The organism is Massilia alkalitolerans DSM 17462 (genome assembly GCF_000427785.1).
GTDB lineage: Bacteria > Pseudomonadota > Gammaproteobacteria > Burkholderiales > Burkholderiaceae_D > Telluria > Telluria alkalitolerans.
This window is the reverse complement of the sequence record NZ_ATYR01000001.1, coordinates 334,344-359,052: the sequence shown is the minus strand read 5'-3', so window position 1 is coordinate 359,052 and position 24,709 is coordinate 334,344. Positions and strand designations below refer to the sequence as shown.

Genomic DNA, 24,709 nt, shown 5'->3' with positions numbered 1-24,709 from the left:
AATCCTTTCATTGACATCAGTGGGTGGCGACGGCGTGTTGCCGGGCCGCCTTGGCCGGCAGGCCGTCGCGGCGGTCGAGCCAGCGCGCCAGCGTGGTAAGAAGGAAGGCGCCGGCGACGATCAGGGCGCCGATCGGGGGCGTGGCCATCAGCCCGAATTTGGCAACGATCAAGCCGCCGCCCCAGGCGCCGAAGGCGATGCCGACGTTGAAGGCGGCGATGTTCAGTCCAGATGCCACATCCACCGCATGCGGCGCATCGCGTTCGGCGCGCTGCACCACATAGACCTGCAGGCCGGGCACGTTGCCGAAGGCGACCGCACCCCAGGCCAGCACGGTTCCCAATACCAGCCACTTGTTGGGCGCGGTGAAGCTGAGCACCAGCAGCACCAGGGCCAGCAGCGCGAACACGATCTGCAGCGCCGGCAGCGGGCCCTTGCGGTCGGCCAGCCTGCCGCCCCAGATGTTCCCGGCCGCGACCGAGACGCCGTAGACCAGCATCACCAGGCTCACGCTCGAGGCGGCAAAGCCCGAGACTTCCTGCAGGATCGGCGCCAGGTAGGTAAAGGCGATGAAGGAGCCGCCGTAGCCGAGCGTGGTCATCGCATATACCAGCAGCAGGCGCGGCTTCTTCAGCACCGCAAGCTGGGTCAGGAGACTCGATGGCTTGCTGCCCGCGATGTCGGCCGGCACCAGGATCCAGCTGCCGACGATCGCGATCACGCCCAGCAGCGACACGGCGAGAAAAGTCGCCTGCCAGCCGAAGTGCTGGCCGATGAAGGTCCCGAGCGGCACGCCGGTGACCAAGGCCACGGTCAGGCCGGTGAACATTAGCGCGATCGCGCTGGCGGCCTTCTCCTTCGGCACCAGGCTGGTCGCGATGGTGGAGCCGATCGAGAAGAACACGCCGTGCGCGAGGCCGGTCAACACGCGGGCGGCCATCAGGGCCGCGTAGCCTGGCGCCATCCAGGCCACCAGGTTGCCGATGGTGAAAAGCAGCATGAGGCCGAGCAGCAGCTGCTTGCGCGGCACCCGGCCCGTGAGGGCGGTCAGCACCGGCGCGCCGACGGCGACGCCGAGCGCGTACAGGCTCACCAGCAGGCCGGCGGACGGCACCGACACCTGCAGGCTGGCGGCGATGGTGGGAATGAGGCCGACGATCACGAACTCGGTCGTGCCGATGGCGAAGGCGCTCAGCGTGAGCGCCCAGAGGGCGAGTGGCATGGTGTTCTCCTTTGTATGCCGTTGATCCAGGCCCCGCAGTGTGCCGCTTCGGGCTGCGCGGAAAAATGCCTTGGCGTACAATTTACTTTTGACGTGGAGTCACAAATGATCGATGTGGAAGCCTTGATTGCATTCGCTGCAGTCATAGATACGGGATCGTTCTCGAAGGCTGCCGAGCGGCTCGGGCAGACGCCTTCGGGGGTGTCGCGCACCATCTCGCGGCTCGAGGATCACCTGGGCATGACGCTGATGCACCGCACCACGCGGCGCCTGCAATTGACGGAAGAGGGCAGCTGGCTGCTGGGGCGGGCGCGCAGCCTGCTGGCCGACCTGGCCAATACCGAACTCGAGGCCGCAGCGCGGCGCTCGCAGCCTTCGGGCCTGGTGCGGGTGAACGCGGCCACGCCGGCGCTCGACCACCTGCTGGCGCCGCTGCTGCCGGAATTCCTGGACCAGTATCCGCTGGTGCAGCTGGAGCTGGTCAGCGGCGAGACCTACGTCGACCTGATCGAGGAACGGGCCGACCTGGCGATCCGCATCGGCGCGCTGCCCGATTCGACCCTGAATGCGCGCCGCCTGGGCAGCTCGCGCCTGCGCGTGCTGGCGGCGCCCGCGTATCTCGACAGGCATGGCATGCCGGCCAGCGTCGAGGCGCTGAAGGAACACCGCACGCTGGGCTTCACGGCGCCGGCCCTGCTCAACACCTGGCCGCTGCGCCACGCCGGCGGGGAAGGATGGACGGTGGCGCCGAGCGTGGCGGCGTCGAGCGGCGAGACGGTGCGCCACCTGGCGCTGGCCGGGGCGGGCGTGGCCTCGCTGTCGGATTTCCTGACGCGCGCCGACGTGGCTGCCGGGAGGCTGGTGCCGGTGCTGGAAGGGGCGACCCTGCCGTGGAGCCAGCCGGTGTGGGCGGTCTTCTATAAACAGGGATCGCTGGCGCCGCGCGTGGCCGCGCTGGTGGACTTCCTGGCGCGGCGCCTCGAGGAGGTGCTGGAGCGCTGAAGAATCAGGCTTCGAGCGTCCCGGCGCGCTCCAGCCGCTTGTAGTAGATCAGCGAAAACGCCACCGGCACCAGCGCCGACACCACCATCGCCACGATCGCCACCGCCCCCGGCAGCACGCCGAAGGCCGCCAGCAGGGGCAGCAGGCCGCCCGCCACCATGCACTTGGCCGCCAGCCGGTGCGTGGCGTACCACACGCGCTCGTTCGCCAGCGTCCACGGCGTGCGGATGCCGAGCCAGAAGTTGCGGCGCACCTTGCCCATCACGTTGCCGAGCAGGACGAACAGCAGCCCCAGCCCGCCCAGCACCGCGCGGTCCATCGGAAAGCCGGGCTGGTATGCGGCCCACAGGTGGACGCACTGGAGGTAGGCGATCAGGCAGACCATGAGCATGCCGCTGAACCACCAGGTGCTGTCGAAACCGTCCACCGCGAAGCGCTGCGGCGAAATCTTCGGCAGCACCAGCCAGAGCGCGGCCAGGCCAAGCATGAAGGCGGAGTGGATCAGCAGGGTGTGGCGCTCGTCCCAGCCGTCGATCTCGCCGCTGGCATTCCAGTGCACCGGCACCCGCGCCGGCAGCTCCGGATAGATCGCCGCGGCCATGCCCAGCACGATCAGCAGCGCCGCCAGGCACACCAGGATAAAACGCTTCTTCATCATTTTTCTCCCCTGGCGCCGCGCGCCATGTCCATCGACCATGCCAGCACGTCCTCGAGCACCGTGGTGTCGAGCGCATACCAGATGGTCTGCCCCTCGCGCCGGCTGGTGATCAGGCCGGCCGCCTTGAGCACTGCGAAATGATGCGACATGGTCGGCTTGCTCATGTCGAAGCGTGCCGCCACCTCGCCCGCGCTCATCTCTTCGTGACGCAGCAGGCGCAGGATCTCGCGCCGCGTCGGATCGGCGATCGCCTTGAACACCTCGTTCAGCGGTCCTGCCATGTTCGATCGCTTTCTAATTAGATGACTGTCTAAATACTAGGGCCGGCACGGTCCCGGGTCAAGCTTTTTAGGGATGGCCAGAACCTTCGTCCGGCGCTAGTGTCTGTACGCTTGTTCCCAACCGAGGAGACCGCCATGAGCACGCCAGTCAACACCGTCAAGCCCGTCGAAGACGGCATGCACACCATCACGCCCCACCTGGTCTGCGCCGGCGCCGCCGACGCCATCGCCTTCTACACGCGCGCCTTCGGCGCCGAGGAAGTCATGCGCCTGCCCGGGCCCGGCGGCAAGCTGGCCCACGCCAGCGTGCGCATCGGCGATTCGATGCTCATGCTGATGGACGAATTCCCCGACTGGGACGCCAGCGGTCCCACGGCGCTGGGCGGCACGCCGGTCGCCATCCACCTGTCGGTGCCGGACGTCGACCACGCCTTCGAGCGCGCGGTGGAGGCGGGCGCGACCGCGCGCATGTCGCCGGCCGATATGTTCTGGGGCGACCGCTACGGCGTGGTCGAAGACCCGTTCGGGCACCGCTGGTCGATGGCCACCCATATCCGCGACGTCTCGCCCGAGGAGATGGCCGCGGCCATGCAGCAGGGCTGCCCTTGAAGGATTATCATGGCGCTCGCCCAAGCACAAGAAAGAGACTGCCATGAACGAAACCGACATCCTCCGCATTGCCGCCTTTTCCGACGGCGACCAGGGCGGCAACCCGGCCGGCGTCTGGATCGGCGAGGCGCTGCCGCCCCCTTCCGAAATGGGGGCGCTGGCGCACGCCATCGGCTTTTCCGAAACCGTCTTCGCCGCGCCGCAGATCGCCGGCTCGACCGGGGCCTGGCGCGTGCGCTATTTCTCGCCCGAGTCCGAAGTGCCGTTCTGCGGCCACGCCACCATTGCGCTGGGCGCCGCGCTGGCGCGCCGCTTCGGCGACGGCCGCTACGAGCTGGTGCTGAACGCGGCCACCATCTCGGTCGAGGGACGGGTGGAGGGTAGGCGGGTGGCGGCCAGCCTGCAGTCGCCGCCGACCAGGAGCAGCCCGGCGCCCGCCGCGCTGGTCGACGCCGCGCTGGCCCTGTTCGGCTACACCCGCGCCGACCTCGACGAACGCATCCCGCCGGCCCTGGCCCACGGCGGCGCCGACCACCTGGTGCTGGCGCTGAACAGCCGCGCCGCGCTGGCCCGTATGGCCTACGAGCTCGATGCCGGCCGCCGCCTGATGAACGAACACGGCCTGGTGACGGTGGTCTTCGCCTGGGCGGAAACGCCGCAGCTGTTCCATACGCGTAATCCCTTCGCCTCCGGCGGCGTGCTCGAAGACCCGGCGACCGGGGCCGGCACCGCGGCCTTTGCCGGCTACCTGCGCGACATCGGCTGGCCGCACGACGGACGCATCGAGGTGGTGCAGGGCGAAGACATGGGCATGCGCTCGCGCCTGTCCGCCGACATCGGCCTTGACGCGGGCGGATCGATCCGGGTGTCCGGCACGGCACGCATGATGTAAGCCGCTGCGGTGCTAACCGGGCGGCGCAGATTGTCAAATAACCATTGGTAAGTGTGACGACATTGTTAAGTACGAGCGTACTTTTATGTAGGATAAATCTTGCAAATTTGTCGGAGTAATCTTGCAATCGTGTAGGACAAACAGAGGGCAAAAAGTGCTTCAGCTCAGCAATTAGAATATTGCTGAGCGGATTGATAATTTGATTCAGGCAAGTTTCGTTTCATAATTTCAATCCGGAGTAGTCGTCATGTCGCTGTTCGACCCAGTCGTTTCCAACCCCGCCGATGTGGCCCGTGCCGCTCGCGCCGCCGGTCGCCCCATCGAGCGCCTGCCGTTCACCATTCGCCGGGTCGAAACCGAGGCCGACCTGCTCAAGGCCGTGATGATCCGCCATGCGGCCTACGCCCGCCACGTGCCCGACTTCGCACGCTCGCTGGCCCAGCCCGAAGCCGCCGACTACGAGGACGACACCATCGTGCTGCTGGCCGAGTCCCGGCTGGACGGTTCGCCGATCGGCAGTACCCGCATCCGCACCAACCTGTACCGCCCGCTCGGCGTCGAGGAATCGGTCGAGCTGCCGTCCTGGCTGCAGGGCCGCCGCCTGGTCGAAGCGACCCGCCTCGGCATCGACGAGGGCCGCATCGGCCGTGTGGTCAAGATGGCACTGATCAAGGCCTGTTTCATGTATTGCGAAGACAACGCCATCGACTATTCGGTCGCTACCGGCCGTCCGCCGGTGGACCGCCAGTACGAGCAGCTGTTGTTTTCCGACGTGTTCCCGGAGCAGGGCGCCGTGCCGCTGCGCCACGTCGGCAATATCCCGCACCGCGTCATGGCCTTCGAGATCGCCAGCTTCGAACAGCGCTACCGCGATGCGCGTCATCCGCTGGCCAAATTCTTCTTCGATACGCAGCATCCGGACATCGACATCGGCCCCGCCACGCCGCCAGTGCTGGCCAAGATCAAGGTGACAAAATTGACGGATTTGACGTTGCGGACACGCCAATTCGCTATTTGCTAAGCATATATTGCATGACGGCATTTACCTAAAGCTGTATCCTTGCGACTTGACGCTGCGCCGGCTCCGGCGCAGCATTGATTCGCACTGATCCAGCTTATGCCCATCCCAACACCCCAACGTCGTTCTTCGCTCCTGGCCGCCGCGCATGCGGTGGTGGAGCGGGTGTTGAAGTTGTTCTCGTATTACCTGATCCCGCTCGGGATCGGCCTCGTTTCCCTCATCGCCCTGATCTTCTGGCACGACCAGTACCGCACCTCCGGCGACGTGCCGCTGTCGATGCACGTGACGGTCCAGCAGGAAGCCAGCCTGTCGCCGGGCGCCGCGCTGGCGCGCGCGCGCGCCTCCAGCCTGGTGACCGGGCATGACACCCATTTGTCCGAAGCCCCGGTCTGGTTCGTCTTCGAGCCGATGCCGCGCGCCGGCGCCCAGGTGGTCGAATTTCCCTCGCGTCACGCACTCGACGTGGCCTGCTGGGACGCCGCCAGCCTGGCGCCGCTCGGCAGCGCCACCCGCGGCGCCGGGCAAGGGGCCATCGAAGCGTCGAAAGCCGGCTTCGCCCTGACGCTGAACCCGCTGCCGCCGGAGCTGCTGTGCCGCGCCGATTTCTCCGGCCCGGCGCGCCTGTCGGTCCTGCAGTGGCCGGCCGAGCAGCACCAGCTCTCGGTCGAGCAGTACCACCGCAAATCGGGCCTGCTCGACGGCGGCATGATCGTGCTGGCCCTGTTCATCCTGATCACCGCCCTGATCAACCGCCAGCCGCTGTACGTGCTGTTCGCCGGCTGGCTGGTGCTGAACCTGCGGGTGGCCGCGCTGTCGGCCGGCTGGGACATCCAGTGGCTCGGCCAGACCATCCCCTCGGACTGGCTGCTGCGCAGCCGTTCGGTGACCATCACCCTGTATGGCATCGCCACGCTCACCCTGTACCAGTCGCTGCTGCGCGAGAACATCGCCGCGCTGCGCTACGTGCTGCCGTTCCGCATCATGCAGTGGCTGTGCATGCCGATGCTGGCCGCCGCCATGTTCCTGCCTTACGGCATGTACCTGCCGCTGCTGTGGGGCATCACGGTCTGCTGCTTCTCGGTGATGACGGTGGGGCTGTTCAAGATCATCGCGGAATCGCGCAACCGGGTCGCCTCCTGGTTCGCCGCCTCGTTCGCCGTCAGCTTCCTGGCCACCATCGCCGAAGTCGCCTCGGCCGCGCTCGGCATGCGCGAATTGCTGGGCATTATCAACAGCGTCACCGCCGCGCTGGCGTCGAGCCTGCTGGCCGCGCTGGCCGTGGCCGAGCAGATGCGGGTCGAGACCGAGCAGCGCGAAGCGGCCCAGCAGGAACTGGAACACGCCTACCAGGCCATGCCGGTGGGCCTGTTCACGCTCGACATGTATGGCCACTTCCTGAGCGTCAACCCGGCGCTGCAGAAGATGTTGGGCATCGCCAGCTTCGTGCCGGGCCGGACCGCTTGGCGCCAGTTCTTCACCGAAAGCACCTGGACCGAATTGCACGAGGGAGTGCACGCCAAGGCCGAGGCCGAGATGGAACTGACCAGCCGCGACGGCACCCAGCGCTTTCTGGTGAGCGCCACGCTGGCGCGCTCGCGCATCGAGGGCGTGCTGCAGGACACCACCGAAAAGCACAAGGCCACCGAGCAGCTGCACTTCATGGCCAACAACGATCCGCTGACCAAGGTCTTCAACCGCCGCGGCATCGAGCGCGAATTCGCGCTGGCGGCGAATGGCCTGGCCGCCGGCAAGCCGATGGCCCTGGCCTACGTCGACCTCGACCGCTTCAAGCTCATCAACGACCTGTTCGGCCACGCCGCCGGCGACGAAGTGCTCAAGCAGGTGTGCGAACGCATGGCCACCATGCTGGCCGGCGGCCAGCAGATCGGCCGCGTGGGCGGCGACGAATTCGTGGTCCTGATGCCGGAGACCGCCATCCCGCTGGCCTCGATCATCTGCCGCGGCATCGTCGACCGCCTCGGCAACACCCCGTACCGGGTGGGCGACAAGGCCTTCCACGTGCGCGGCTCGGTCGGCCTGATCGAAGTCACGCCGGGCATCGCCATGAAGGACGCCGTGTCGACCGCCGATCGCGCCTGCCGCGAAGCCAAGACGGGGCAGGGCGAGGGCCTGGTGGTGTACGAACGCGGCGCCGAAGCCTTCCGCCAGCGCGCGGTTGAGCTGGACATGGTGGCGCGCCTGTCCGGCCCGCAGGCCACCGAAGGCCTGCTGCTCGAGATGCAGCCGATCATGTCCCTGCGCAGCCCGCGCGAATCGCTGAACTTCGAGGTCTTGCTGCGCATGCGCGAGCCGGACGGCCGCGTGGTGCCGGCCGGCGCCGTGATCTCGGCGGCCGAGAAGAGCGGCCGCGCCAGCGTGATCGACCGCTGGGTGCTGAACACGACCCTGGCCTGGATCGCCGAGCACGCCGATGGGCTGGGCAATACCCGTTTCGTGTGCATGAACCTGTCGGGCGCCTCGCTCAACGATGAGCGCTTCGTGCAGGACACCTTCGACATCCTGGGACGCTACGTGCACGTCGCCAACCGCCTGTGCCTCGAGATCACCGAGAGCGTCGCCCTGCATGACCTCGACAATACGCGCCGCTTCATCGACCAGGTGCGCAGCTTCGGCGTCAAGGTGGCGCTGGACGATTTCGGCGCCGGCTACACCTCTTTCTCCTACCTGAAGGAACTGCCGGCCGACGTGCTGAAAATCGACGGCAACTTCATCGTCAACATCAACGCCCACCCGGCCAACGTGGCAATCGTCGAAGCGATCGTCAGCCTGGCCGGCAACCTGGGCATGAAGACGATCGCGGAATGGGCGGAAGACGCGGCCACCGTGCAGACGCTGGCGGAGATCGGCGTGGATTACGTGCAGGGCTGGGCGGTAGCGCGCTCGCAGCCGCCGGAGCGCCTGCTTCAGGCCAGGTCGGCCGCGGATTTCATCACCAATCCAGAGGTGCTGGACGTGTTGCGCGTGCTGGAGTCGCCGGCAGCGCCGCACCTGGCGAGCGTGACGCGGCTGCACGACTTGCACTGATATCGTTGGGCGCTAGCGGCCTTCACGCAGACTTGGATTCCCGCCTTCGCGGGAATGACGGTCTGTAGACTGGTGGACTGAATCGTTGTACGTCAGCCCGTGGCATTAGCACGTCGTGCCCGCGTAGGCGGGAACCCAATGTGACCTTCGCCGAACAGACGCAACGCTCAATCCAGCGTCGCCAAAGTGTGCTTGGACGCTCCGGCCGCATCCATCAGCAGGAACTGCGCCCGCGCCGCCTTGAGCGTGACCACGTCGCGCAGCATCGGCTTGGCCTTCACGCGCTGGGCCGCCTGGCGGCGCTGCACGACCGGCGTTGGCGGCAGCACGCCGCGCTCGGTGATCAAGGGATAGGGTTCGGCGCGCGTGACGCCTTCGTCGGCAGGCATATTCGCCAGGCGCACCATGGTGGCGCCGTGCTCGCAGGGCTGGTCGGTCAGGGTGACGCGGCCGGCGCCGTCCACGCACTTGACGATGTTCGCGCCAGCGTGGGCGCCGGGCGCGGCCAGGGCCGCGACAACGATACTGAGGCAGAGATGACGCTTCATGGTCGGCTCCTTTGTTCGAGCCTCCATTGTCGATGTCGATCTTGCAATGCTCTGTTCGCTGCCTCACGTGTGCGCGGCCTGCGCACAAGAATCTCTCAGCCGTTAGGGCGTTCCGCGACCAATTGCACTTCCACCAGGAAACCATAGTGCAGCGCCGGTACCGGCACCACGGCGCGCGCCGGCCGGTGGTCGCCGAACACCCCGGCATACGCGGTGTTGAATGCGGGCCAGTGCTCGACGCCGGCCAGGTAGGCCGTGCATTGCACCACGTCATCCAGCCCGCAGCTGGCCGCGCGCAGGATCTTCTCGCATTGCGCGAACACCGATGCGCATTGTGCTTCGAAGGAAAGGTCGGCCAGGTCGCGTGCCGGCAGCACCCCCGACACGAACACCAGGCCACCGCGCGTGACGACGGCCTGCGAATAATGCCCGGCGGGCGCGGGCAGCCCGGGCGACTGGATGAATTCCATCAGGCTTCCAATGTCTGCATCAGTTCGGCGAAGCGCGACAGGTCGACGTTGCCGCCGCTGATCAGGATGCCCACGCGCTTGTCCTTGACGTCGACCACGCCGTGCAGCGCTGCCGCCGCCGCCAGGCAGCCGGTCGGCTCGACCACCATCTTCATGCGCTCGGCAAAGAAGGCCATGGTCTGCACCAGCTGGGCGTCGCTCACGGTGACGATGTCGTCCACGCTGCGGCGGATCACCTCGAAGTTATGCTCGCCGATATGGGTCACCATGGCGCCGTCGGCGATGGTCTTCGGCACCGCGATGTGCACGATTTCTCCCTTGCGCAGCGACTGCTGGCCATCGTTGCCGGCTTCCGGCTCGACCCCGATCACCTTGCAATTCGGTGACAGCGCCCGCGCCGCCAGCGCGCAGCCGGCCAGCAGGCCACCGCCGCCCAGGCACACCAGCAGGATGTCGAGTTCGCCGACTTCCTCGAACAATTCCTTGGCCGCCGTACCCTGGCCGGCAATCACGTCCGGGTGGTCGTAGGGGGGAATCAGGGTCATGCCGCGTTCTTCCGACAGGCGCCGGCCGATCTCTTCGCGATTCTCGGTGTAGCGGTCGTAGGTAATGACTTCGCCACCGTATTCCTTGGTGGCTTTCACTTTCAGCGCCGGCGCGTCCTGCGGCATGATGATGGTCGATTTGATGCCCGCCAGCTTCGCCGACAGAGCAATTGCCTGCGCGTGGTTGCCCGACGAGAAGGTCAACACGCCGGCGGCGCGCTGGGCATCGTCGAACTTCGCGATCGCGTTGTAGGCGCCGCGGAACTTGAACGCGCCCATGCGCTGGTAGTTCTCGCACTTGAAGAACAGGGTGCCGCCGGTGAGCTTGTTGGCCGTGCTCGACGTCAGGACCGGCGTGCGGTGCGCGGCGCCAGCCAGGCGCTCGGCGGCCAGTTCGACGTCACGGTAGGTAAGAGTGGCAGCGGCGGAGGTAGCGGTCATGGCGGGCTCGCGAAAGTCGAAAGCGGACAGTATAGCGAAGGCGCCACGCTCCGGCTGAAAGGAACTAGCCATGCTACTTGTACAAAACGCTTGCGCTTTCCTTCAATTTGTTCTTTAATTTCTGTAACGACAGAAATAAGGGAAAATCATGAGCCTCAGCCCGACCGCACAGAAATTTGTCCTGCACTGGGGAGAGATGGGCACCCGCTGGGGCGTCAACCGGACCGTTGCCCAGATCCACGCGCTGCTCTACCTGTCCGGGCGCCCGCTGACCGCCGACGACATCGTCGAGACCCTGGGCGTGGCCCGCTCCAACGTCAGCAACAGCCTCAAGGAGCTGCAGAGCTGGAAGCTGGTGCGCGTGTCGCACGTGCTGGGCGACCGGCGCGATCACTTCCAGGCCTTGCAGGACGTGTGGGAAATCTTCCGGGTCATCCTGGAAGAGCGCAAGCGCCGCGAGATCGACCCGACCCTGACCGTGCTGCGCGAATGCGCCATCGAAGGCGAAGAAGACGCCGGCCTGGACGCGGCCACGCTGGCGCGCATGCAGGTCGTGCTCGAGTTCCTCGAGATGCTCAGCGCCAGCTTCGAGGATTACCGGCACCTGCCGCCGCAGACGCTGCAGCGCTTCCTCAAGATGGGCGGCAAGGTCGCCCGCTTCCTCGGACCCAACAGCAAGGAGCAGCCATGACATCCACCGTACGGAACCTGGCAGGACTGCGCGAGGTGATCGCGGCGGCGCGCGGACAGGGCGGCGGTGCTACGCCCGCCATATCCTTCGACGCCCATAAACGCAGCGTCCTCGTCACCGGCGCCACCGGCTTCGTCGGCCAGCACCTGGTGCGGGCCTTGCTGCAGGACGGCCACACGGTGGTCGCCCTGAGCCGGCAGCCGGAAGCGGCGGCGCGCCTGTTCGAGGGCACGGTAGATTGCGTCGGATCGATGGAGGCGCTGCCGCCGCAAACCCGGATCGACGTCGTGGTCAACCTGGCCGGCGCGCGCATCCTGGGTCCGCGCTGGTCGGAAGCGCGCAAGGAAGCGCTACGCCGCAGCCGTGTCGGCCTGACGCGGCAGGTGGTGGACTGGATCGCGCGGGCCGACCACAAGCCTTTCCTGCTGCTGAATGCGTCGGCCATCGGCTACTACGGCATCCAGCGCATCGGCGACGAATCCGAGCTGGACGAATCGTCGCCGCCGCAGCCGGTCTTCATGTCGGACCTGTGCCGTGAATGGGAAGAGGCGGCCGGCAGGGCCGCGCAGTACGGCGTGCAGGTGGAGTGCATGCGCTTCGGCCTGGTCGTGGGCGTGGGCGGGGCGCTGCCCATGATGCTGCTGCCGATCCTGCTCGGCCTCGGCGGCAGGCTGGGAAGCGGTCGGCAGTGGCTGTCGTGGATCCATGTGGACGATGTCGTGGGCGGCATGGCGCACCGCTGGCGCCATGCGCTCGCGCACCCAGGACCAGGTGCGATCGGGGCCAGCAACTTCACGGCTCCCGAATGCGTCACGCAGGCGCAATTCAGCGAGGCGGCGGCGCGCATCTGGCGCCGCCCGTGCTTCATGCCGACGCCGGGCTGGCCGCTGCGCCTGGTGCTCGGCGAGCAGTCCGACCTGTTGCTGGAGGGGCAACGCGTCGCGCCGCGCCGGCTGCAACGGGAGGGTTTCGCGTTCCGCTATCCCGGCATTGCGCAGGCCTTGGCGAGCCTGAAAAGCGCCTGACAGAGCGCGTTTCATGCTGCCACAGTAGGGTGGTCAGCTCCGCCGACCGCGCGTTCAGCATCCGTCCGCACTGACGTGGGCTGTTCATCCTGTGCTTGAACGCGCGTACGGCAGAGCCGTACACCCTACAGGAGTTCAGGATCGGCCTGGCCTTCGCGGAAAAGGGCTAGATTCCGAAGGCCTTCAAGCCGGCGTCGATCAGCACCTCGAAAGGGTTGCTGCGGCGCCCGCCCGCCTGGGCCGAGCGCGGCACTTCCTCGTACAGGAAGCAGGCATCCTGCCCGGCGAAGCTGTCGTGGAACAGGGGCTGCCTGCCCGCCAGGTAGGGCAGGAAGGGTTCGGCGCGCACGGTGCTGTAGCGCGCATGCGCGCTGAAGCCCAGGGTCGCATCCTGGCTGATCGTGCGGCCGCCCCCGGCGCATTCCAGGCGCACGCCGCGGCAGCCTTTCAGTACCAGGGTCGCCGGTCCCTCGAAGGCCAGGTAGCGCAGTTGCAGGGTGAGCCAGGCGTGCAGGGTTCCCACGCGCCAGTGGCTGCGGACGGTGGGCCGCTGGCCGGTCCGGTAGACCATTCCGGCCAGGCCGCGCGGCTGCAGCACGAAGGATTCCCCGGGCCCGAGCACCAGGAGCGCGACTTCGTCGAGCGGGTCGCTGGTGGCCGACACGACCACCTCGGCCGCCGCGCTGGCGCGCAGGCGCTTGAGCATCCACAGGCGCGCGGCCAGGCTGCTCAGCGGGCGCCGCCAGTCGAACAGCAGCCGGGTCGCAACAAGCACGCCCGCGGGCTGGCTCTGGCAGTAGTCGGGGCGGATCAGCAGTTCTTCGCCCGGCGCCAGCGCCAGTCGGTGCGAGACGGCGGAGATGCGTGCGGAAGTGCGCGTGGGCGTGCTGGAGGACGCCGGCGCGTCCTTGACGACGATCGCCGGCCTCCTCGCCGCCAGCGGCGCCAGCACGAAATAGAACAGGGCGCGGATGGCGGCCGGCACCAGCCACCACGCGGCCAGCACCAGCAACGCCGGCAGCAACAGCGGCTGCACCAGCCCGTAGGCGCGCCAGGCGCCGCTGGTGCCGGCCAGCTCCTCGACCTCGCGCAGCCGTTCGCGCAGCGGAGCGGACGCTGCCGCCAGGGCTTCTTCATTGAGCCGGAACACGGCCGGTGCGCCGACCGCCGGCAGCGTGTTCACCAGCGCCCGCTGCGCCACGAAGGCGCGATGCGCGGCGCTGTTCCTGACGCGCAGCTGGGCCAGCTGTGCGTCCAGTGCCCGCAGCTGCCGGTAGTCGTCGGTGAAGAACAGTTTGCCCCAGGTTCCCGCGGCCTTCTCCGCCTGGGCGCGTCGCCTCGATGTGTCCTGCAGCGCCGTGTAGACCGCCACGTGTTCGCGCCGCAGCCGCTCCAGGGTGGCCAGCGCGGCCTGCCGGTTGGCGAGCGCGTCGGCGCGCGCGCGCAGCGCCTGCAGGTGGGTCTTTTCCTGGCGCCGCAGTTCGATTTCCATGTCGCGCATGGCCGAACGGGCGAGCTGCTGCGCCAGGGCCTCGCGGCCGGCGAGGGCGGCGCCCAGCACCGGCGCCGCTTCGCCCTCGCTGCGCAGCCGCGCGATCTCGGCGTCGATGGCGGCGATGCGGCCGTCGAGCTGGGCGATGCCGGCGCCGGCAAGCTGCCGCAGTTCTTCTTCGGTATCGCGCGCCAGCGCGGCGCGGCGCGCGTCGAAGCCGGCCTGCGCCTGGCGCAGCGCCGGCAGCTCGGCGACGATGTGCTGGATGTTCGCCCATTCGCCCCGCAGCCAGTGGCCGGAGGCGAGGACCAGCACGATGGCCGCGAACACCAGCAGGTTGCGGCCGAGGCCACGGAGGAGGGCGGCCAGCAGCTGACCCACGCGCCGCTTACCCGGCCAGGGGCAAGGCCAGCTGCAGCAGCAGCCCGCCGCCTTCGCGGTTGCTCACCGTGAGCTCGGCATTGTGGCGGCTCAGGACGCGTTCCACGATGGCCAGGCCCAGGCCGGCGCCGTTGGCCTGGCCGCGTGCACTGTCCAGGCGCGTGAAGGGCTTGAGCAGCTGGTTGATCTGGTCTTCCGGCACGCCCACTCCGTGGTCGCAGATCTCGATGACTGCGCGGCGACCGTGGCCGGTGGCCTTGACCCGCAGGACGATCGCAATCTCGGTGTAATCCTGGCCCGGAGTCTTGCCGTACTTGCGCGCGTTCTCGATGATGTTGTTGACCACGCGCCGCAGGTCGGTCGCATTGCCCATCACGTGCACGCCCGGCATCAGGTCGACCTGCACCCGCAAGTCGCGGATGCGGCCCGCCTCGCGGCCGACCTCGGCCAGCATCTCGGACAGGTTCACCGCGATGAAGGTGGCGGCATCGGTCGGCTTGGCGTAGTCGAGGAACTGGCCGATGATCGCATCCATCTGGTCGATGTCCGACTGCATGCCTTCGCGCGCCTCCTGCGGCAGGTTGGCCATCTCGACCTCGAGCTGCATGCGCGCCAGCGGCGTGCGCAGGTCGTGCGAGATGCCGGCCAGGATCACGGCGCGGTCCTTCTCCACTTGCGCCAGGTCGTCGACCATCTGGTTGAAGCTGCGGTTGGCCTCGATGATCTCCTGCGAGCCTTTCTCGGGCAGCGGCGCCGGCTTTTCGCCCTTGGCAATGGCGCGCGCGGCCGCCGTCAGGCGCGCCAGTGGCCGGTTCACCAGCGAGGAGATGAAGGCGGCACCGATCAGCGACAGCAGGCCCACCAGCGTGGCCCAGCCGAGCCACTGCACGCGGGTCAGCCCGGCCAGGCGCTCGCGCTCGAGCATCAGCCAGTATTCGTCGCCGTCGATGTTGAAACTGATGTAGAAGCCCGGTACCCCGTTCACGCCGGCGGAAAAGCGCGTCTGCTTGCCCAGCCGCTCGCGCACGATGGCGGCGATCTCGGGCATCAGGGGATTGTTGGGCGGCGGTTCGACGATGTCGTCTTCGTTGAGCGTCAGGACGCGGATGCCTTCGTTCGACACCAGTTCGAGCAGCAGCTCGAGCCGCTGCGCGGGCGCCGAGTGGATGAGGGCAGCCCTGGTGATGGTCACCGCCGACACCACCAGCTCGGCGGTCTGCTGGATCTGCGGGCCGCGCTGGAATACGCTGATCATGCCGATCCACGAGCCCATCGAGGCGGCGGTGAGCGCCGACATCAAGAGGAAGGTCCGCCAGAACAGGCCGCTCCGGTACCAGGCAAAGCGGGCGGCGCGGCGCGCCGCCGAGAGTGGGGCGAACACTAGCGCGGCTGTCCTTCAGGGATGAACACGTAGCCCAGGCCCCAGACGGTCTGGATGTACAGCGGGCTGGAAGGATCCGGCTCGATCAGCTTGCGCAGGCGCGAGATCTGCACGTCCAGCGAGCGGTCGAAGACTTCGTATTCGCGGCCCCTGGCCAGTTCCATCAGCTTCTCGCGCGAGAGCGGCTGGCGCGCATGGCGTGCGAACACCTTGAGCACCGAGAATTCGCCGGTGGTCAGGGGCACGGTCTCGCCGTTCTTCTTGAGCGTGCGCGTGCCCAGGTCGAGCACGAAGTCGCCGAACTCGAAGGTCTGCGGGGTTTCGCTCGGCGCGCCCGGGATTTCGTCCGGGCCCTTGCGGCGCAGGACCGCGCCGATGCGGGCCACCAGCTCGCGCGGGTTGAAGGGCTTGGGCAGGTAGTCGTCGGCGCCCATCTCGAGGCCGACGATGCGGTCGACGTCCTCGCCCTTGGCGGTCAGCATGATGATCGGGGTCTGGTCGCCGGCGCCGCGCAGGCGGCGGCAGATCGACAGGCCGTCTTCGCCCGGCAGCATGAGGTCCAGCACCAGGAGGTCGTAGCGCTCGCGCAGCCACAGCTTGTTCATGGCCGGCGCGCTCTCCGCGGTCACCACCTGGAAGCCCTGCTCGGTGAGGTAGCGGCGCAGCAGGTCGCGCAGGCGCACGTCGTCGTCCACCACCATGATCTTGGCGGAGTGGCCGCCCTGGTTGCCCGTGGCGTTGTTGCTGGTCGGGTTGCTGCCCGTATTGTTCGTCGATGCGTTCATATGGAATCCAGAATTGTCAGAAGCATGTCGCTATGGTAACGTGTTATCGCTTGAACATCTTGTTCGGATGGCTCAGCCATTACATTGTGTTACAAACTTTACCCAATCGGTCTTACACCTCGGACGCTATGCACATACACTGGCTGCAAGTGGAAATCACAGCTTATCTGTTTATATGGCATCGCGGAAGAGGAACACCATGAACAACGTGCACACCAAAATCCAGGCAGCAAACGAAGGGCCGCTGGCGCGTTTCGTCAGGCACGGTGTGATCGCTGTCGCCCTGGCTTGCACCGCCGCCGGCGCCATGGCGCAAGGCCAGGACCGTGGCCCGCGCCGCGAAGAGATGCAGCAGCAGGCCATGCGCGACCGTTACGAGATGCGCACCCAGGATCCGCGCTACGACCCGCGCGCCCAGGAAATGCGCGACGAGGCCCGCATGCGCCAGGAGCAGGCGATGCGCGACTCCATGCGTGAAGAGGGCGGCCGCCGCGGCCGCATGACGCCGGACGAGCGCAGCGAACTGAAGCGCCAGATCAACGAAGCCAACCGCGACCTGTATCCGAACGCGCGGCGCCGCTGAGCCGGCTTGCACTCTATCCCTGACGGCGCCTGCGGGCGCCGTTCTCGTTGACGGCGCGCTTCCCCTGTCGGTGGGGTTTCTTCATGGAAATCTAGTTGCTATATGTTTATTTTCGTATTGCAACGTGCTATCTTGAAGAGACCTTAGCAGATCGGGAGAACGCGCCGTGTCCAACCCAGCAGCCGCAGAAGCCTGCATCGCCCGCCAGGCCGACGGCATCTATTGCGACGTGGCCGCCCTGGGCCCGGGCCTGCTGGCGGCGGTCGACGGCTTCCTGCGAGGGGACGAGTACTTTTCGGGCCTCGACTATCCGGTCCTGATCAAGGCCTTGTTCGGTCACGGTCCCGAGCTGCCGCGCAATGCCCGCGGCGAGACCGTGGTGCGCCTGGCGGACGACATCCTGCCCTTCGACCCGGCGCGCCGCCAGCTCTACCGCGCCGTCCGGATCGCCGACGGCCAGGCCGAATACTACTTCGAACCCGTGTTCCTGCCGGACCCTGAGGGCGTCGAGCAGCCGGCCCGGCTCGACATCGACGAGTTCATCGCCGACATGTGGATGAAGGGCATCCGCTTCGGCCTCGACGTCGAGGGAGTCAGGGACGCCATCGCCACCGGCGCGGCCGGCCGCATCGTGGTGGCGCGCCGGCTGGCCCCGCGGCCGGGCGAGGATGCGCGCGTGGTCGAGGTCTCGAACGAACTGCACCGCAGCGACGCCCCGCGCCAGCTTGCCAACGGCAAGCTCGACCTGATGAGCTTCCAGAACCGCTTCCCCCAGGTCCAGCGCGGCACGCGCCTGCTGCGCAAGCTCCCGCGCGTGCAGGGTGAGCCGGGCTTCGACCTGTCCGGCATCGCCCTCGCGCCCGAACTGCCGCTTGATCTCGAACTGAGCGACTGGAGCGGTCCGGGCACCACGGTCGACCGCATCGCCGAAGGCGAGTTCGTGCTCGCCCTGCAGGACGGCTTCCTGAACGTGGAAGGCAACCGGATCTCGGTGGGCGACAAGATCGTCAGCCACGACGGGGTCAGCGCCAGGACGACCGGCAACCTGCAGCTGGAGGGCGACTACGAGGAATTCGGCGAGGTGCAGGAAAACCGCGTGGTCGAAGGCGAGAGCATCACGGTGCATGCCGACGTCTTCGGCCACATCGCCTCGCGCGGCGGCGTGGTGCGCCTGAACCGCAACCTGATGGGCGGCAGCGCGCGCAACAGCGATGGCCCGATCGTCGTGGCGGGCGTCGCATCGAACGCCAGCATCCAGAGTGCCAACGGGGAGGTCACGCTGCAGCGCGCCGAGAACTGCATCATCTCCGGCAGCAGGGTCTCGATCGTCGAGGCGCTCAATTGCGAGATCGTGGCGGACGTGGTGGAAATCAGCCAGGCCGAAGGCTGCGCCATCGTCGCCAGGCGCATCTCCATCGAGCGCGCCGCGCCGCGCGGGCACAGCGAGATGCGGGTCTTCGTGCTGCGCCCGGACTGCACGCGCATCGATGCGGCGATCGGCATGATCCGCGAGCGCGTGGGCCAGTTCGGCGAGCTGGCCGGCCGGCGCCGCGCCGCGATGGGTACGCTGGCGGCTCAGCCCGAGGTGGCCAGCTACGTCAGGCTGGCGGGGCGCGTGCGCAAGGGCGAACTGGTGCTCACGCCGGAACAGCAGCCGGCATTCAAGAAGCTGGCCGCGGCCGCCGCGCCGGCGCTCAAGCAGATGGCCACGCTGTCGCAGGAGATCAAGGACGTCGAGGCCGAGCAGCAATCCGGCATGGCGCTGCTGGAGCGCCTGGTGGCCCAGCGCGCGCAGCACAGCGGCACGGTCAGCGTCGCCATCGCGCAGGTGGCCGGCGAGCTCACGGTGCGTGCGCTCGACGTGGAGCCGGACAGCGCGGACGCGGAGCGCGGCAATCACTACAACCTGGCGCCGCGCGAGATCAAGGCGCGACTGCGCGAGGCCAGCGGCGCCGAGCTGCTGTTCGCAGGCGGCAGCGGCAGCGTCAGCTGGAGCACGGCGGAGGCCGTCGCCTGATCTTCAATCGTCTTGCGCGGGACGGATGGCAGTGCTCTGGTGGAAGCTGTTCTTCCAGCCGTCCGGCTGGCGTATCCACAGGTGCGCGAAGCGAAAGCGCAGCGGTTTGGCGGCGTCGCCCGCCATCAGCGCGCGGTAGGTGCCGGTGACCAGGGCCGCGTTAGCGCCCTCCAGCAGGTGCACCTCGGTGCTGTCGATCTCGTAGAGCCGGAAGCGGAAATCGTTGCGGTCGAGCGCGGTGAGCAGCTCGGTCTTGCTGCGCATCCGCCCGCGGCTGTCGACGTGGTAGTACTCGCGGTCCATCAGGTGGCGCAGGGTGGCGATGTCGCGCTGCACGATGGCCTTGGCGCGCTGCCGTTCCATCCCGGCCAGCATGGCCGGAACGTCGACTTCGCCGGCGGCGATGGCGCGCTGGCTCTGGAAGCCGGCCGCATGGGCGGGCGGCATCGCGGGCAGCAGGGTGAACAGAATCGTGAGGCCGAGCGTCCGTTTCATGTTGCTTCCTTCGGGTGAGGTTCAGGCCCGCGCGACGTGGATCTTTTCCTTGATGTGCTTGAGGTTGGCCACGATGGTGAAGGTCATGATCACCAGCAGCGACCACGAGCTCCACTTGCTCACGTGGACCACCGACCAGGCGCCCAGCTGGTTCGGGTAGCGCCACACGCCCCAGAAGGTGCCGATGTTCTCGGCCAGCCAGATGAAGAAGCCGATCAGCACGAAGGCCAGCAGCAGCGGCATCCTGCGGTCGCGGTCGAGCGGCCGGAACACCACCATGGTGCGCGAGTACAGGCCGAGCGCGCAGGCCGCGAGGTACCAGCGGTAGTCGCCGATATAGTGGTGGGTGAAGAAGTTCAGGTAGATCAGGATCGCGATGGCCCAGGCCATCCAGTGCGGCGGATGGTGGCGGATGCGCAGGTCGAACAGGCGCCAGGCCTGCACGATGTAGCTGCCGATGGCCGCGTACATGAAGCCCGAGAACAGCGGCACCTCCAGCACCTTCGTGTAGGCGAAGTCGGGGTAGGCCCAGGACTGGATGGCGCTGGACACCTTGAAGGCCTCGAGCGCGAAGCCGATCGCGTGGAACAGGCAGATCGCCTTCAGCTCGTCCATCGTCTCCAGGCCTGACCTCACCATCCACAGCTGGATGGCCAGCGCCACCAGCAGCAGCACGTCGTAGCGCGGAATGCCGAACATGCCGGTGCGCGGCGTGAGCATCATGGCGGCGAAGAACAGGCCCACGAACAGGCAGGCGCGCGCGTTCTTGAAGCCGAAATACAGGAACTCGGCGCTAGCGCGGCGCCAGCCGCCGAGCTGGCGCGGGCGGGTGTCGAGCAGGACGTTGTCGAGCGCAAGGGTGATGGGAGCGGAGCCGGGCGTCTTGTTCATCGTTGTCGGTCGCGGATGGAGGAGGTGGTCAGCCGATGTTGTCACAGAAGGGGTGGCGAATCAATGCTTCGCTGCGGCGCTGTTGCGGTATTAGAATGGAGCGTCACCGACTCCCGCGTCAGACATGCATACGTCGATCCACCCGAAACCCGATGAATGGGGCAAGCCGGTCGCCATCGCCGCGCCCACCGCGCCGACGCCGCTGGACAACTGGCACGACCCGCTGCTCCCCGCCACCGTGATCCCGGGCGGCCCGGTGCCGCAGGCCCTGAACGGCCTCGCATTCGCCGTGTGGCGCGAGGCTCCGCGCATCGATGCCGGCTGGATCGCGCTTGCGGGGCAGGAGGATGCCTTCGACGAGCCGCCCTTCGAACCCGCGCCGGGCAAGCGCGTGGCGGCCGGTGTCGTCATCCTCGAGGACGACGGGCGGGTCTGGGTGGTGCACCCGTCGAACGGCTTCGGCGGCTACCCGGCCACCTTCCCCAAAGGGACGCTCGACCCGGGCATGCTGCTGCGCGCCGCGGCGATCCGCGAAGCGTTTGAGGAAAGCGGCCTGCATGTGGTGTTGACCGGACACCTGATGGACCTGACGCGCAGCCGCAGCCGCACCCGCTACTACCTGGGACGGCGCGTCGGCGGCTGTCCGTCCGACATGGGCTGGGAGAGCCAGGCGGTGTCGCTGCTGCCGCGCGCGTACCTGGACAAGGTGCTGGTCAATCTGAACGATGCGCCATTGGTGGCCTGGCTGCAGGCCTGAAGACGAACGGAGAACCATGCAGATCGAGCGCATCCATTTTGAAGAAGTATTCGATGTCGCCGCCGGCGATTTCAGCTTTCGCAGCGAAGGCCGAACCCATTATGGCGTCAGCCTGGGGCACGGGACCATTCCGGAGGCAGGCGCCACCTACGCCGTCGCATTCGGGCGGCCGGGCGACTGGAACTCGGTGCTGGGCTGGCGCGACCTTGGCTCGCCGGCGGTCACCCTCAAGCATTCGGCCGCCGGGCTGGTGCTGGCCACGGTCTACGACATCTATTGGTACGGGCTGTTCTTTTTCGCGGGCGGCTTCCTGTTCGGCGGCATCCGCATGGCGCTCGCCTTCGCGGCACTGTTCATCGCCGGGCTGGTCTACGTGAGTTTTCGCAATGTCCAGTCCCTGCGCCGCGCCAAACGCGCATTGCGCTCTGTCGGCGAATCCGGCGATTGCCTGGACAACAGCAGTGCAGTGTGCCCCGGCACAGTGCGGTAGTTGACTGCAGTCAACATTTTAAGGGAAGCTCGCCTTTAGCATTGGTGGTGCCGATGAAAGGAACCACCATGTCGAACCACCTCCTCGCCGCACCCCAGCAATTCCTTGGGTTTACCCTGGGCGGGCTCGATTACGGGCTCGACTATTCCGCGGTGCAGGAACTCAAGGCCTACCGGTCGCTCGAGCGTTTCTGCAGCGACGGCGAGATCATCGGCGGCGTGGCGCTCTCGCGCGGGGTGATCATGCCGGTGATGGACCTGCGGGCCGCCTTCGCCCCCGTCTTTGCGCTGCCCGAGCCGGATACCGACGTGGTGATCGTGCGGGTGGCGGCAGGCGTGGTCGGGGTGGTGGTGGAGCGCGTCACCGGCGTGGTGCGCCTGCGCCCGGAGCAGGTGGTCGCGCTGCCGGGCGCCCAGCGCGACGCCGACTACCTGATCGGCCTCGGCCTGGCCAAGGGGCGGCGCATGATCCTGATCGACATCGCGCGCCTGATGTCGGTGGCGCCGGCCGAACCGCGCCAGGTCGCCAAGAGCGCCTGACAAAACCCCTAGGGCAAGGCGCAGCGTCGAAGACAGTACGCTAGTACGGCGAGACGATGCAACGCAGCCATAGGGGGAATTGTTAGGCGCTCTTAGAAGTCCGCGCTCACGGACAGCCACAGGCGGCGCCCGTCCATGTTGTTGACGTAGACGCTGCTCCAGGTCGGCGCAGCAGACCCGGGCGCCTGGTAAGGACGGTAATCGATGAAGTCCTTGTTGGCCAGGTTGTAGATCGCCGCATTCAGCGTGACGCGCTTGTTCAGCTGGTAGCTGCCGCCCAGGTGCAGCATCCCATACCCCTTGTAGTCGCCCAGCGCCGCCTTGGCCGCGCGGGTCGCTGCCGAGCTGCCCGGATCGCGGAAGCGCTCGCTGCGGGCCTCGAGGCGCAGCCAGGCGTTCCATTGCGCCGAGATGTCCCAGGCGAGGCGCGCGTTGAGCGCATGTTCCGGCGTGTCGCCGAGCGGCTTGCCGGCATTCGGGCCGCTTTTCTGCTCGCTGTCGGTGTAGGTGTAGTTGGCGCTCAGGGCCCAGTCAGGTGCGAGCGGGAAGCGGGTCGCGAGCTCCACGCCGCGGGTCACCGCCTCATCGACGTTGGTGGACTGGCCGAAGGCGTCGACGTTCGGCCAGTTGCCGAAGCTGACGCAGCCCGGTCGATTGGGCGCCAGCCTGTAGGAGCAGTTCAGCAGGCCGGTGCCGGTGGTGATCTTGTCCTTGAACTCGTTGTTGAACAGGGCCGCATTGGCGGTCCAGCCGGCGCCGTTGTCGAAATAGACGCCCAGTTCGGTCGTCACGCTGGTCTCGGGCTTGAGGCCGGGGCTGCCCACCAGGGGAATCGTGCCCTGGCCGCCGAAGCCGTTGATGCCGGGCGCCAGCTGCTCGACGCGCGGGGTCTTGTAGCCGCGGCTGGCGCCGCCCTTGACGGTCCAGCGCGGCGACGCGTTCCACACCAGGTAGGCGCGCGGGCTGACCTGGCCACCGAAGATGCTGTGGTCGTCGTAGCGCGCACCGAGCGTCAGCAGCAGCGGCTGGGCGATGCGCCACTCGTCTTCCAGGAACAGGGCTTTCTGGGTGAAGGCGAAGGCCTGCGGCGCGACGCCGTCGACCATTTCGGCATCCCAGTGCTGGGCGCCGATGGTGGTCAGGTGATTGCCCCAGGGCGCCACCAGCTTGGTGTCGAACACGCGGCTTTCGACTTCCAGTGTGCGCGCGCTGCCGGCCACGGCGCCAGGGGTTCCCGGCGGGATGGTGCGGCCGATGGTTTCGGTGCGGTTGACCATGTAGCTGCTGTCCCAGGTGCCGAAGCCCAGGCGCGCGCGGTAGGACAGGCTGCCCTGGTCGCGGTTGTACTTCTGCTTCGGACCGTAGCCGCCCTGGATGCCCAGGGTCCCGAGCTGGCCGCGCGTGTTGTCGTAGCTCTGGCGGGTGCTGTCTGCGTCCAGCGTGAATTCGTGCATGCGGCTGGGCGCCCAGGCCAGGCGCGCGCCGAGGTTGTGGATGTTCGATTCGACCGGATTGGCGCCCATGGTCGGCGCCACGATGCCGTTCTGGTTCTGGTAGCGGATATCGGCGGCGGCGCGGCGCTGGGTGCTGCCGCGCAACGACAGGCCCAGCACGTCGGCGGCGAGCGGGCCGCTCAGGTAGAACTTGGCGCCCTTGACGTCGCCGAAGCTCGATTCCTCCTGCACCGTGTAGTCGGCCGCCACGTTGCCATGCCAGCGCTTGCCGACCTTGCGCGTGATGATGTTGATCACGCCGCCCATCGCGTCCGAACCGTACAGGGTCGACATCGGGCCGCGGATGATCTCGATGCGCTCGATCGCGCCGACCGGCGGCATGAAGCTGGTCGAGGTGCCGCCGAAGCCGTTCGGGGTGACGCTGCCGGCGGCGTTCTGGCGGCGGCCGTCGATCAGGACCAGGGTGTAGTCGCTGGGCATGCCGCGGATGCTGATGTTCAGGCCGCCGGTCTTGTCGCCGGCGGCGCCGACGTCGATGCCTTCCACGCTCTCCAGCGCCTGCGCCAGGTTGCCGAAGCGCTCCTTCTCGAGCTGCTCGCGGGTGAGCACGGTGATCGAGGCCGGCGCTTCGCGGATGCTCTGCTCGAAGCCGGACGCGGTGACGACGACCGTCGCCATGTCGTGCGGCGCCGGATCGGCGCTGGCAGCGAGGGGCAGCAGGGCAACGGCGGTGCTGATGAGGGAGCGGCGGAACAGCGGCAGGGCAAAGCGGGACGCAGGCATACGGTATCCGTGTAAAAAGTCGAAAAAGAACGTAAAGATATGCAGAATGGAAACATTATAAATGAGAATAAGAATGATTCCTATTTAAATCTCGACTTTTTTGATGAGGGAGGCACGCGACAAGGCACCAGGTTCGCGGATTGGCGGGTAGAAGAGGGGGCACAACGGGTCGCGCATCGCCCTTGCTCAGGACGATGCGGATGGGTCAAAC

Annotated in this window: 24 protein-coding genes; 12 read left to right on the top strand and 12 right to left on the bottom strand. The window is 67.5% G+C overall.

What is annotated here, in order from left to right; translation table 11 throughout:
• Positions 1 to 16: 16 nt before the first annotated feature.
• Positions 17 to 1,222 carry an MFS transporter gene (locus YWC_RS0101665; RefSeq protein ID WP_027863822.1) on the bottom strand — a complete coding sequence of 402 codons (1,206 nt, stop codon included), beginning with the start codon at positions 1,220 to 1,222 and terminating at the stop codon, positions 17 to 19.
• Positions 1,223 to 1,327: 105 nt separating this feature from the next.
• Here YWC_RS0101665 and YWC_RS0101660 point away from each other — a divergent pair, with 105 nt between their 5' ends.
• Positions 1,328 to 2,224, top strand: coding sequence for a LysR family transcriptional regulator (locus tag YWC_RS0101660; RefSeq protein ID WP_027863821.1), 897 nt, complete (start codon positions 1,328 to 1,330; stop codon positions 2,222 to 2,224).
• 4 nt (positions 2,225 to 2,228) lie between these two features.
• On the opposite strand, the gene YWC_RS0101655 is transcribed toward YWC_RS0101660, so the two are convergent.
• Positions 2,229 to 2,879 (bottom strand): SdpI family protein, encoded by a 651-nt coding sequence (locus tag YWC_RS0101655; RefSeq protein ID WP_027863820.1) that lies wholly within the window; start codon positions 2,877 to 2,879, stop codon positions 2,229 to 2,231.
• Positions 2,879 to 3,163: an autorepressor SdpR family transcription factor gene (locus tag YWC_RS0101650; RefSeq protein WP_229412980.1), complete on the bottom strand. Its 285-nt coding sequence runs from the start codon at positions 3,161 to 3,163 to the stop codon at positions 2,879 to 2,881. Before YWC_RS0101650 ends, YWC_RS0101655 begins: the two co-directional genes overlap by 1 nt.
• A 135-nt stretch (positions 3,164 to 3,298) precedes the next feature.
• On the opposite strand from YWC_RS0101650, the gene YWC_RS0101645 reads away from it, so the two are divergent.
• The 4 genes from YWC_RS0101645 to YWC_RS0101630 all read left to right on the top strand — a co-directional run bounded on the left by YWC_RS0101645 (position 3,299) and on the right by YWC_RS0101630 (position 8,730).
• A complete protein-coding gene (locus YWC_RS0101645; protein WP_027863818.1) occupies positions 3,299 to 3,772 on the top strand; it encodes a VOC family protein in 474 nt (157 codons plus the stop codon).
• A gap of 43 nt (positions 3,773 to 3,815) precedes the next feature.
• Complete coding sequence (locus tag YWC_RS0101640) at positions 3,816 to 4,664, top strand: PhzF family phenazine biosynthesis protein (protein WP_027863817.1); 849 nt, start codon at positions 3,816 to 3,818, stop codon at positions 4,662 to 4,664.
• A 247-nt stretch (positions 4,665 to 4,911) separates the two neighbouring features.
• The gene (locus YWC_RS27850) at positions 4,912 to 5,685 is read left to right on the top strand and encodes an N-acyl amino acid synthase FeeM domain-containing protein (protein ID WP_051306124.1); all 774 of its coding nucleotides are present in this window, start codon (positions 4,912 to 4,914) and stop codon (positions 5,683 to 5,685) included.
• A gap of 96 nt (positions 5,686 to 5,781) precedes the next feature.
• Positions 5,782 to 8,730, top strand: coding sequence for a putative bifunctional diguanylate cyclase/phosphodiesterase (locus YWC_RS0101630; protein ID WP_036212522.1), 2,949 nt, complete (start codon positions 5,782 to 5,784; stop codon positions 8,728 to 8,730).
• A 167-nt stretch (positions 8,731 to 8,897) separates the two neighbouring features.
• Here the strand turns inward: YWC_RS0101630 and YWC_RS0101625 are convergent, their stop codons facing one another.
• The 3 genes from YWC_RS0101625 to YWC_RS0101615 all read right to left on the bottom strand — a co-directional run bounded on the left by YWC_RS0101625 (position 8,898) and on the right by YWC_RS0101615 (position 10,734).
• Positions 8,898 to 9,278, bottom strand: a complete 381-nt coding sequence (locus tag YWC_RS0101625) for a DUF4124 domain-containing protein (RefSeq protein ID WP_027863815.1) — start codon at positions 9,276 to 9,278, stop codon at positions 8,898 to 8,900.
• A gap of 95 nt (positions 9,279 to 9,373) precedes the next feature.
• A complete protein-coding gene (locus YWC_RS0101620; protein WP_027863814.1) occupies positions 9,374 to 9,748 on the bottom strand; it encodes a RidA family protein in 375 nt (124 codons plus the stop codon).
• A complete protein-coding gene (locus YWC_RS0101615; RefSeq protein WP_027863813.1) occupies positions 9,748 to 10,734 on the bottom strand; it encodes a threo-3-hydroxy-L-aspartate ammonia-lyase in 987 nt (328 codons plus the stop codon). The genes YWC_RS0101620 and YWC_RS0101615 overlap by 1 nt, the downstream gene beginning before the upstream one ends.
• 148 nt (positions 10,735 to 10,882) lie before the next feature.
• On the opposite strand from YWC_RS0101615, the gene YWC_RS0101610 reads away from it, so the two are divergent.
• Positions 10,883 to 11,425, top strand: coding sequence for a GbsR/MarR family transcriptional regulator (locus YWC_RS0101610; RefSeq protein ID WP_027863812.1), 543 nt, complete (start codon positions 10,883 to 10,885; stop codon positions 11,423 to 11,425).
• Positions 11,422 to 12,450 carry a TIGR01777 family oxidoreductase gene (locus YWC_RS27845; protein WP_084416246.1) on the top strand — a complete coding sequence of 343 codons (1,029 nt, stop codon included), beginning with the start codon at positions 11,422 to 11,424 and terminating at the stop codon, positions 12,448 to 12,450. Before YWC_RS0101610 ends, YWC_RS27845 begins: the two co-directional genes overlap by 4 nt.
• Before the next feature lie 166 nt (positions 12,451 to 12,616).
• On the opposite strand, the gene YWC_RS0101600 is transcribed toward YWC_RS27845, so the two are convergent.
• The 3 genes from YWC_RS0101600 to ompR are packed head-to-tail and all read right to left on the bottom strand — an operon-like array spanning position 12,617 to position 16,405.
• Positions 12,617 to 14,323, bottom strand: a complete 1,707-nt coding sequence (locus tag YWC_RS0101600; protein WP_027863811.1) for a hypothetical protein — start codon at positions 14,321 to 14,323, stop codon at positions 12,617 to 12,619.
• Positions 14,324 to 14,330: 7 nt separating this feature from the next.
• A complete protein-coding gene (locus YWC_RS0101595; protein ID WP_027863810.1) occupies positions 14,331 to 15,704 on the bottom strand; it encodes a sensor histidine kinase family protein in 1,374 nt (457 codons plus the stop codon).
• Complete coding sequence (gene ompR, locus YWC_RS0101590; RefSeq protein WP_051306146.1) at positions 15,704 to 16,405, bottom strand: osmolarity response regulator transcription factor OmpR; 702 nt, start codon at positions 16,403 to 16,405, stop codon at positions 15,704 to 15,706. Before ompR ends, YWC_RS0101595 begins: the two co-directional genes overlap by 1 nt.
• Before the next feature lie 283 nt (positions 16,406 to 16,688).
• Between ompR and YWC_RS27840 the strand changes: the two genes are divergently transcribed.
• On the top strand, positions 16,689 to 17,072 hold the full coding sequence (locus tag YWC_RS27840; RefSeq protein ID WP_051306123.1) for a hypothetical protein: 384 nt from the start codon (positions 16,689 to 16,691) through the stop codon (positions 17,070 to 17,072).
• Between the two features lie 166 nt (positions 17,073 to 17,238).
• On the top strand, positions 17,239 to 19,089 hold the full coding sequence (locus YWC_RS0101580; RefSeq protein WP_027863808.1) for a flagellar assembly protein A: 1,851 nt from the start codon (positions 17,239 to 17,241) through the stop codon (positions 19,087 to 19,089).
• A 3-nt stretch (positions 19,090 to 19,092) separates the two neighbouring features.
• Here the strand turns inward: YWC_RS0101580 and YWC_RS0101575 are convergent, their stop codons facing one another.
• On the bottom strand, positions 19,093 to 19,584 hold the full coding sequence (locus tag YWC_RS0101575) for a nuclear transport factor 2 family protein (RefSeq protein ID WP_027863807.1): 492 nt from the start codon (positions 19,582 to 19,584) through the stop codon (positions 19,093 to 19,095).
• Between the two features lie 21 nt (positions 19,585 to 19,605).
• Complete coding sequence (locus YWC_RS0101570; RefSeq protein WP_084416245.1) at positions 19,606 to 20,475, bottom strand: DUF817 domain-containing protein; 870 nt, start codon at positions 20,473 to 20,475, stop codon at positions 19,606 to 19,608.
• Between the two features lie 124 nt (positions 20,476 to 20,599).
• Between YWC_RS0101570 and YWC_RS0101565 the strand changes: the two genes are divergently transcribed.
• From YWC_RS0101565 to YWC_RS0101555, 3 genes are all read left to right on the top strand, one after another.
• A complete protein-coding gene (locus YWC_RS0101565; RefSeq protein ID WP_027863805.1) occupies positions 20,600 to 21,232 on the top strand; it encodes an NUDIX hydrolase in 633 nt (210 codons plus the stop codon).
• A 16-nt stretch (positions 21,233 to 21,248) separates the two neighbouring features.
• Entirely contained in the window at positions 21,249 to 21,722 is a 474-nt protein-coding gene (locus YWC_RS0101560) for a hypothetical protein (RefSeq protein WP_027863804.1), read from the top strand.
• A gap of 68 nt (positions 21,723 to 21,790) precedes the next feature.
• On the top strand, positions 21,791 to 22,261 hold the full coding sequence (locus YWC_RS0101555) for a chemotaxis protein CheW (protein WP_027863803.1): 471 nt from the start codon (positions 21,791 to 21,793) through the stop codon (positions 22,259 to 22,261).
• Positions 22,262 to 22,353: 92 nt separating this feature from the next.
• Here the strand turns inward: YWC_RS0101555 and YWC_RS0101550 are convergent, their stop codons facing one another.
• Positions 22,354 to 24,498, bottom strand: a complete 2,145-nt coding sequence (locus YWC_RS0101550; protein WP_027863802.1) for a TonB-dependent receptor domain-containing protein — start codon at positions 24,496 to 24,498, stop codon at positions 22,354 to 22,356.
• Between the last annotated feature and the right edge of the window lie 211 nt (positions 24,499 to 24,709).

Excerpts from the sequence above, each read along its gene's own strand:
- YWC_RS0101560 (WP_027863804.1), top strand. The coding sequence starts at position 21,249 with ATGCAGATCGAGCGCATCCATTTTGAAGAAGTATTCGATGTCGCCGCC.
- YWC_RS0101625 (WP_027863815.1), bottom strand. The coding sequence starts at position 9,278 with ATGAAGCGTCATCTCTGCCTCAGTATCGTTGTCGCGGCCCTGGCCGCG.
- YWC_RS0101665 (WP_027863822.1), bottom strand. The coding sequence starts at position 1,222 with ATGCCACTCGCCCTCTGGGCGCTCACGCTGAGCGCCTTCGCCATCGGC.
- YWC_RS0101575 (WP_027863807.1), bottom strand. The coding sequence starts at position 19,584 with ATGAAACGGACGCTCGGCCTCACGATTCTGTTCACCCTGCTGCCCGCG.
- YWC_RS0101660 (WP_027863821.1), top strand. The coding sequence starts at position 1,328 with ATGATCGATGTGGAAGCCTTGATTGCATTCGCTGCAGTCATAGATACG.
- YWC_RS0101640 (WP_027863817.1), top strand. The coding sequence starts at position 3,816 with ATGAACGAAACCGACATCCTCCGCATTGCCGCCTTTTCCGACGGCGAC.
- YWC_RS0101555 (WP_027863803.1), top strand. The coding sequence starts at position 21,791 with ATGTCGAACCACCTCCTCGCCGCACCCCAGCAATTCCTTGGGTTTACC.
- YWC_RS27840 (WP_051306123.1), top strand. The coding sequence starts at position 16,689 with ATGAACAACGTGCACACCAAAATCCAGGCAGCAAACGAAGGGCCGCTG.
- YWC_RS0101550 (WP_027863802.1), bottom strand. The coding sequence starts at position 24,498 with ATGCCTGCGTCCCGCTTTGCCCTGCCGCTGTTCCGCCGCTCCCTCATC.
- YWC_RS0101655 (WP_027863820.1), bottom strand. The coding sequence starts at position 2,879 with ATGAAGAAGCGTTTTATCCTGGTGTGCCTGGCGGCGCTGCTGATCGTG.
- ompR (WP_051306146.1), bottom strand. The coding sequence starts at position 16,405 with ATGGTGGTGGACGACGACGTGCGCCTGCGCGACCTGCTGCGCCGCTAC.
- YWC_RS0101570 (WP_084416245.1), bottom strand. The coding sequence starts at position 20,475 with ATGAACAAGACGCCCGGCTCCGCTCCCATCACCCTTGCGCTCGACAAC.
- YWC_RS0101615 (WP_027863813.1), bottom strand. The coding sequence starts at position 10,734 with ATGACCGCTACCTCCGCCGCTGCCACTCTTACCTACCGTGACGTCGAA.
- YWC_RS0101650 (WP_229412980.1), bottom strand. The coding sequence starts at position 3,163 with ATGGCAGGACCGCTGAACGAGGTGTTCAAGGCGATCGCCGATCCGACG.
- YWC_RS0101610 (WP_027863812.1), top strand. The coding sequence starts at position 10,883 with ATGAGCCTCAGCCCGACCGCACAGAAATTTGTCCTGCACTGGGGAGAG.
- YWC_RS27845 (WP_084416246.1), top strand. The coding sequence starts at position 11,422 with ATGACATCCACCGTACGGAACCTGGCAGGACTGCGCGAGGTGATCGCG.
- YWC_RS0101630 (WP_036212522.1), top strand. The coding sequence starts at position 5,782 with ATGCCCATCCCAACACCCCAACGTCGTTCTTCGCTCCTGGCCGCCGCG.
- YWC_RS0101620 (WP_027863814.1), bottom strand. The coding sequence starts at position 9,748 with ATGGAATTCATCCAGTCGCCCGGGCTGCCCGCGCCCGCCGGGCATTAT.
- YWC_RS27850 (WP_051306124.1), top strand. The coding sequence starts at position 4,912 with ATGTCGCTGTTCGACCCAGTCGTTTCCAACCCCGCCGATGTGGCCCGT.
- YWC_RS0101645 (WP_027863818.1), top strand. The coding sequence starts at position 3,299 with ATGAGCACGCCAGTCAACACCGTCAAGCCCGTCGAAGACGGCATGCAC.
- YWC_RS0101565 (WP_027863805.1), top strand. The coding sequence starts at position 20,600 with ATGCATACGTCGATCCACCCGAAACCCGATGAATGGGGCAAGCCGGTC.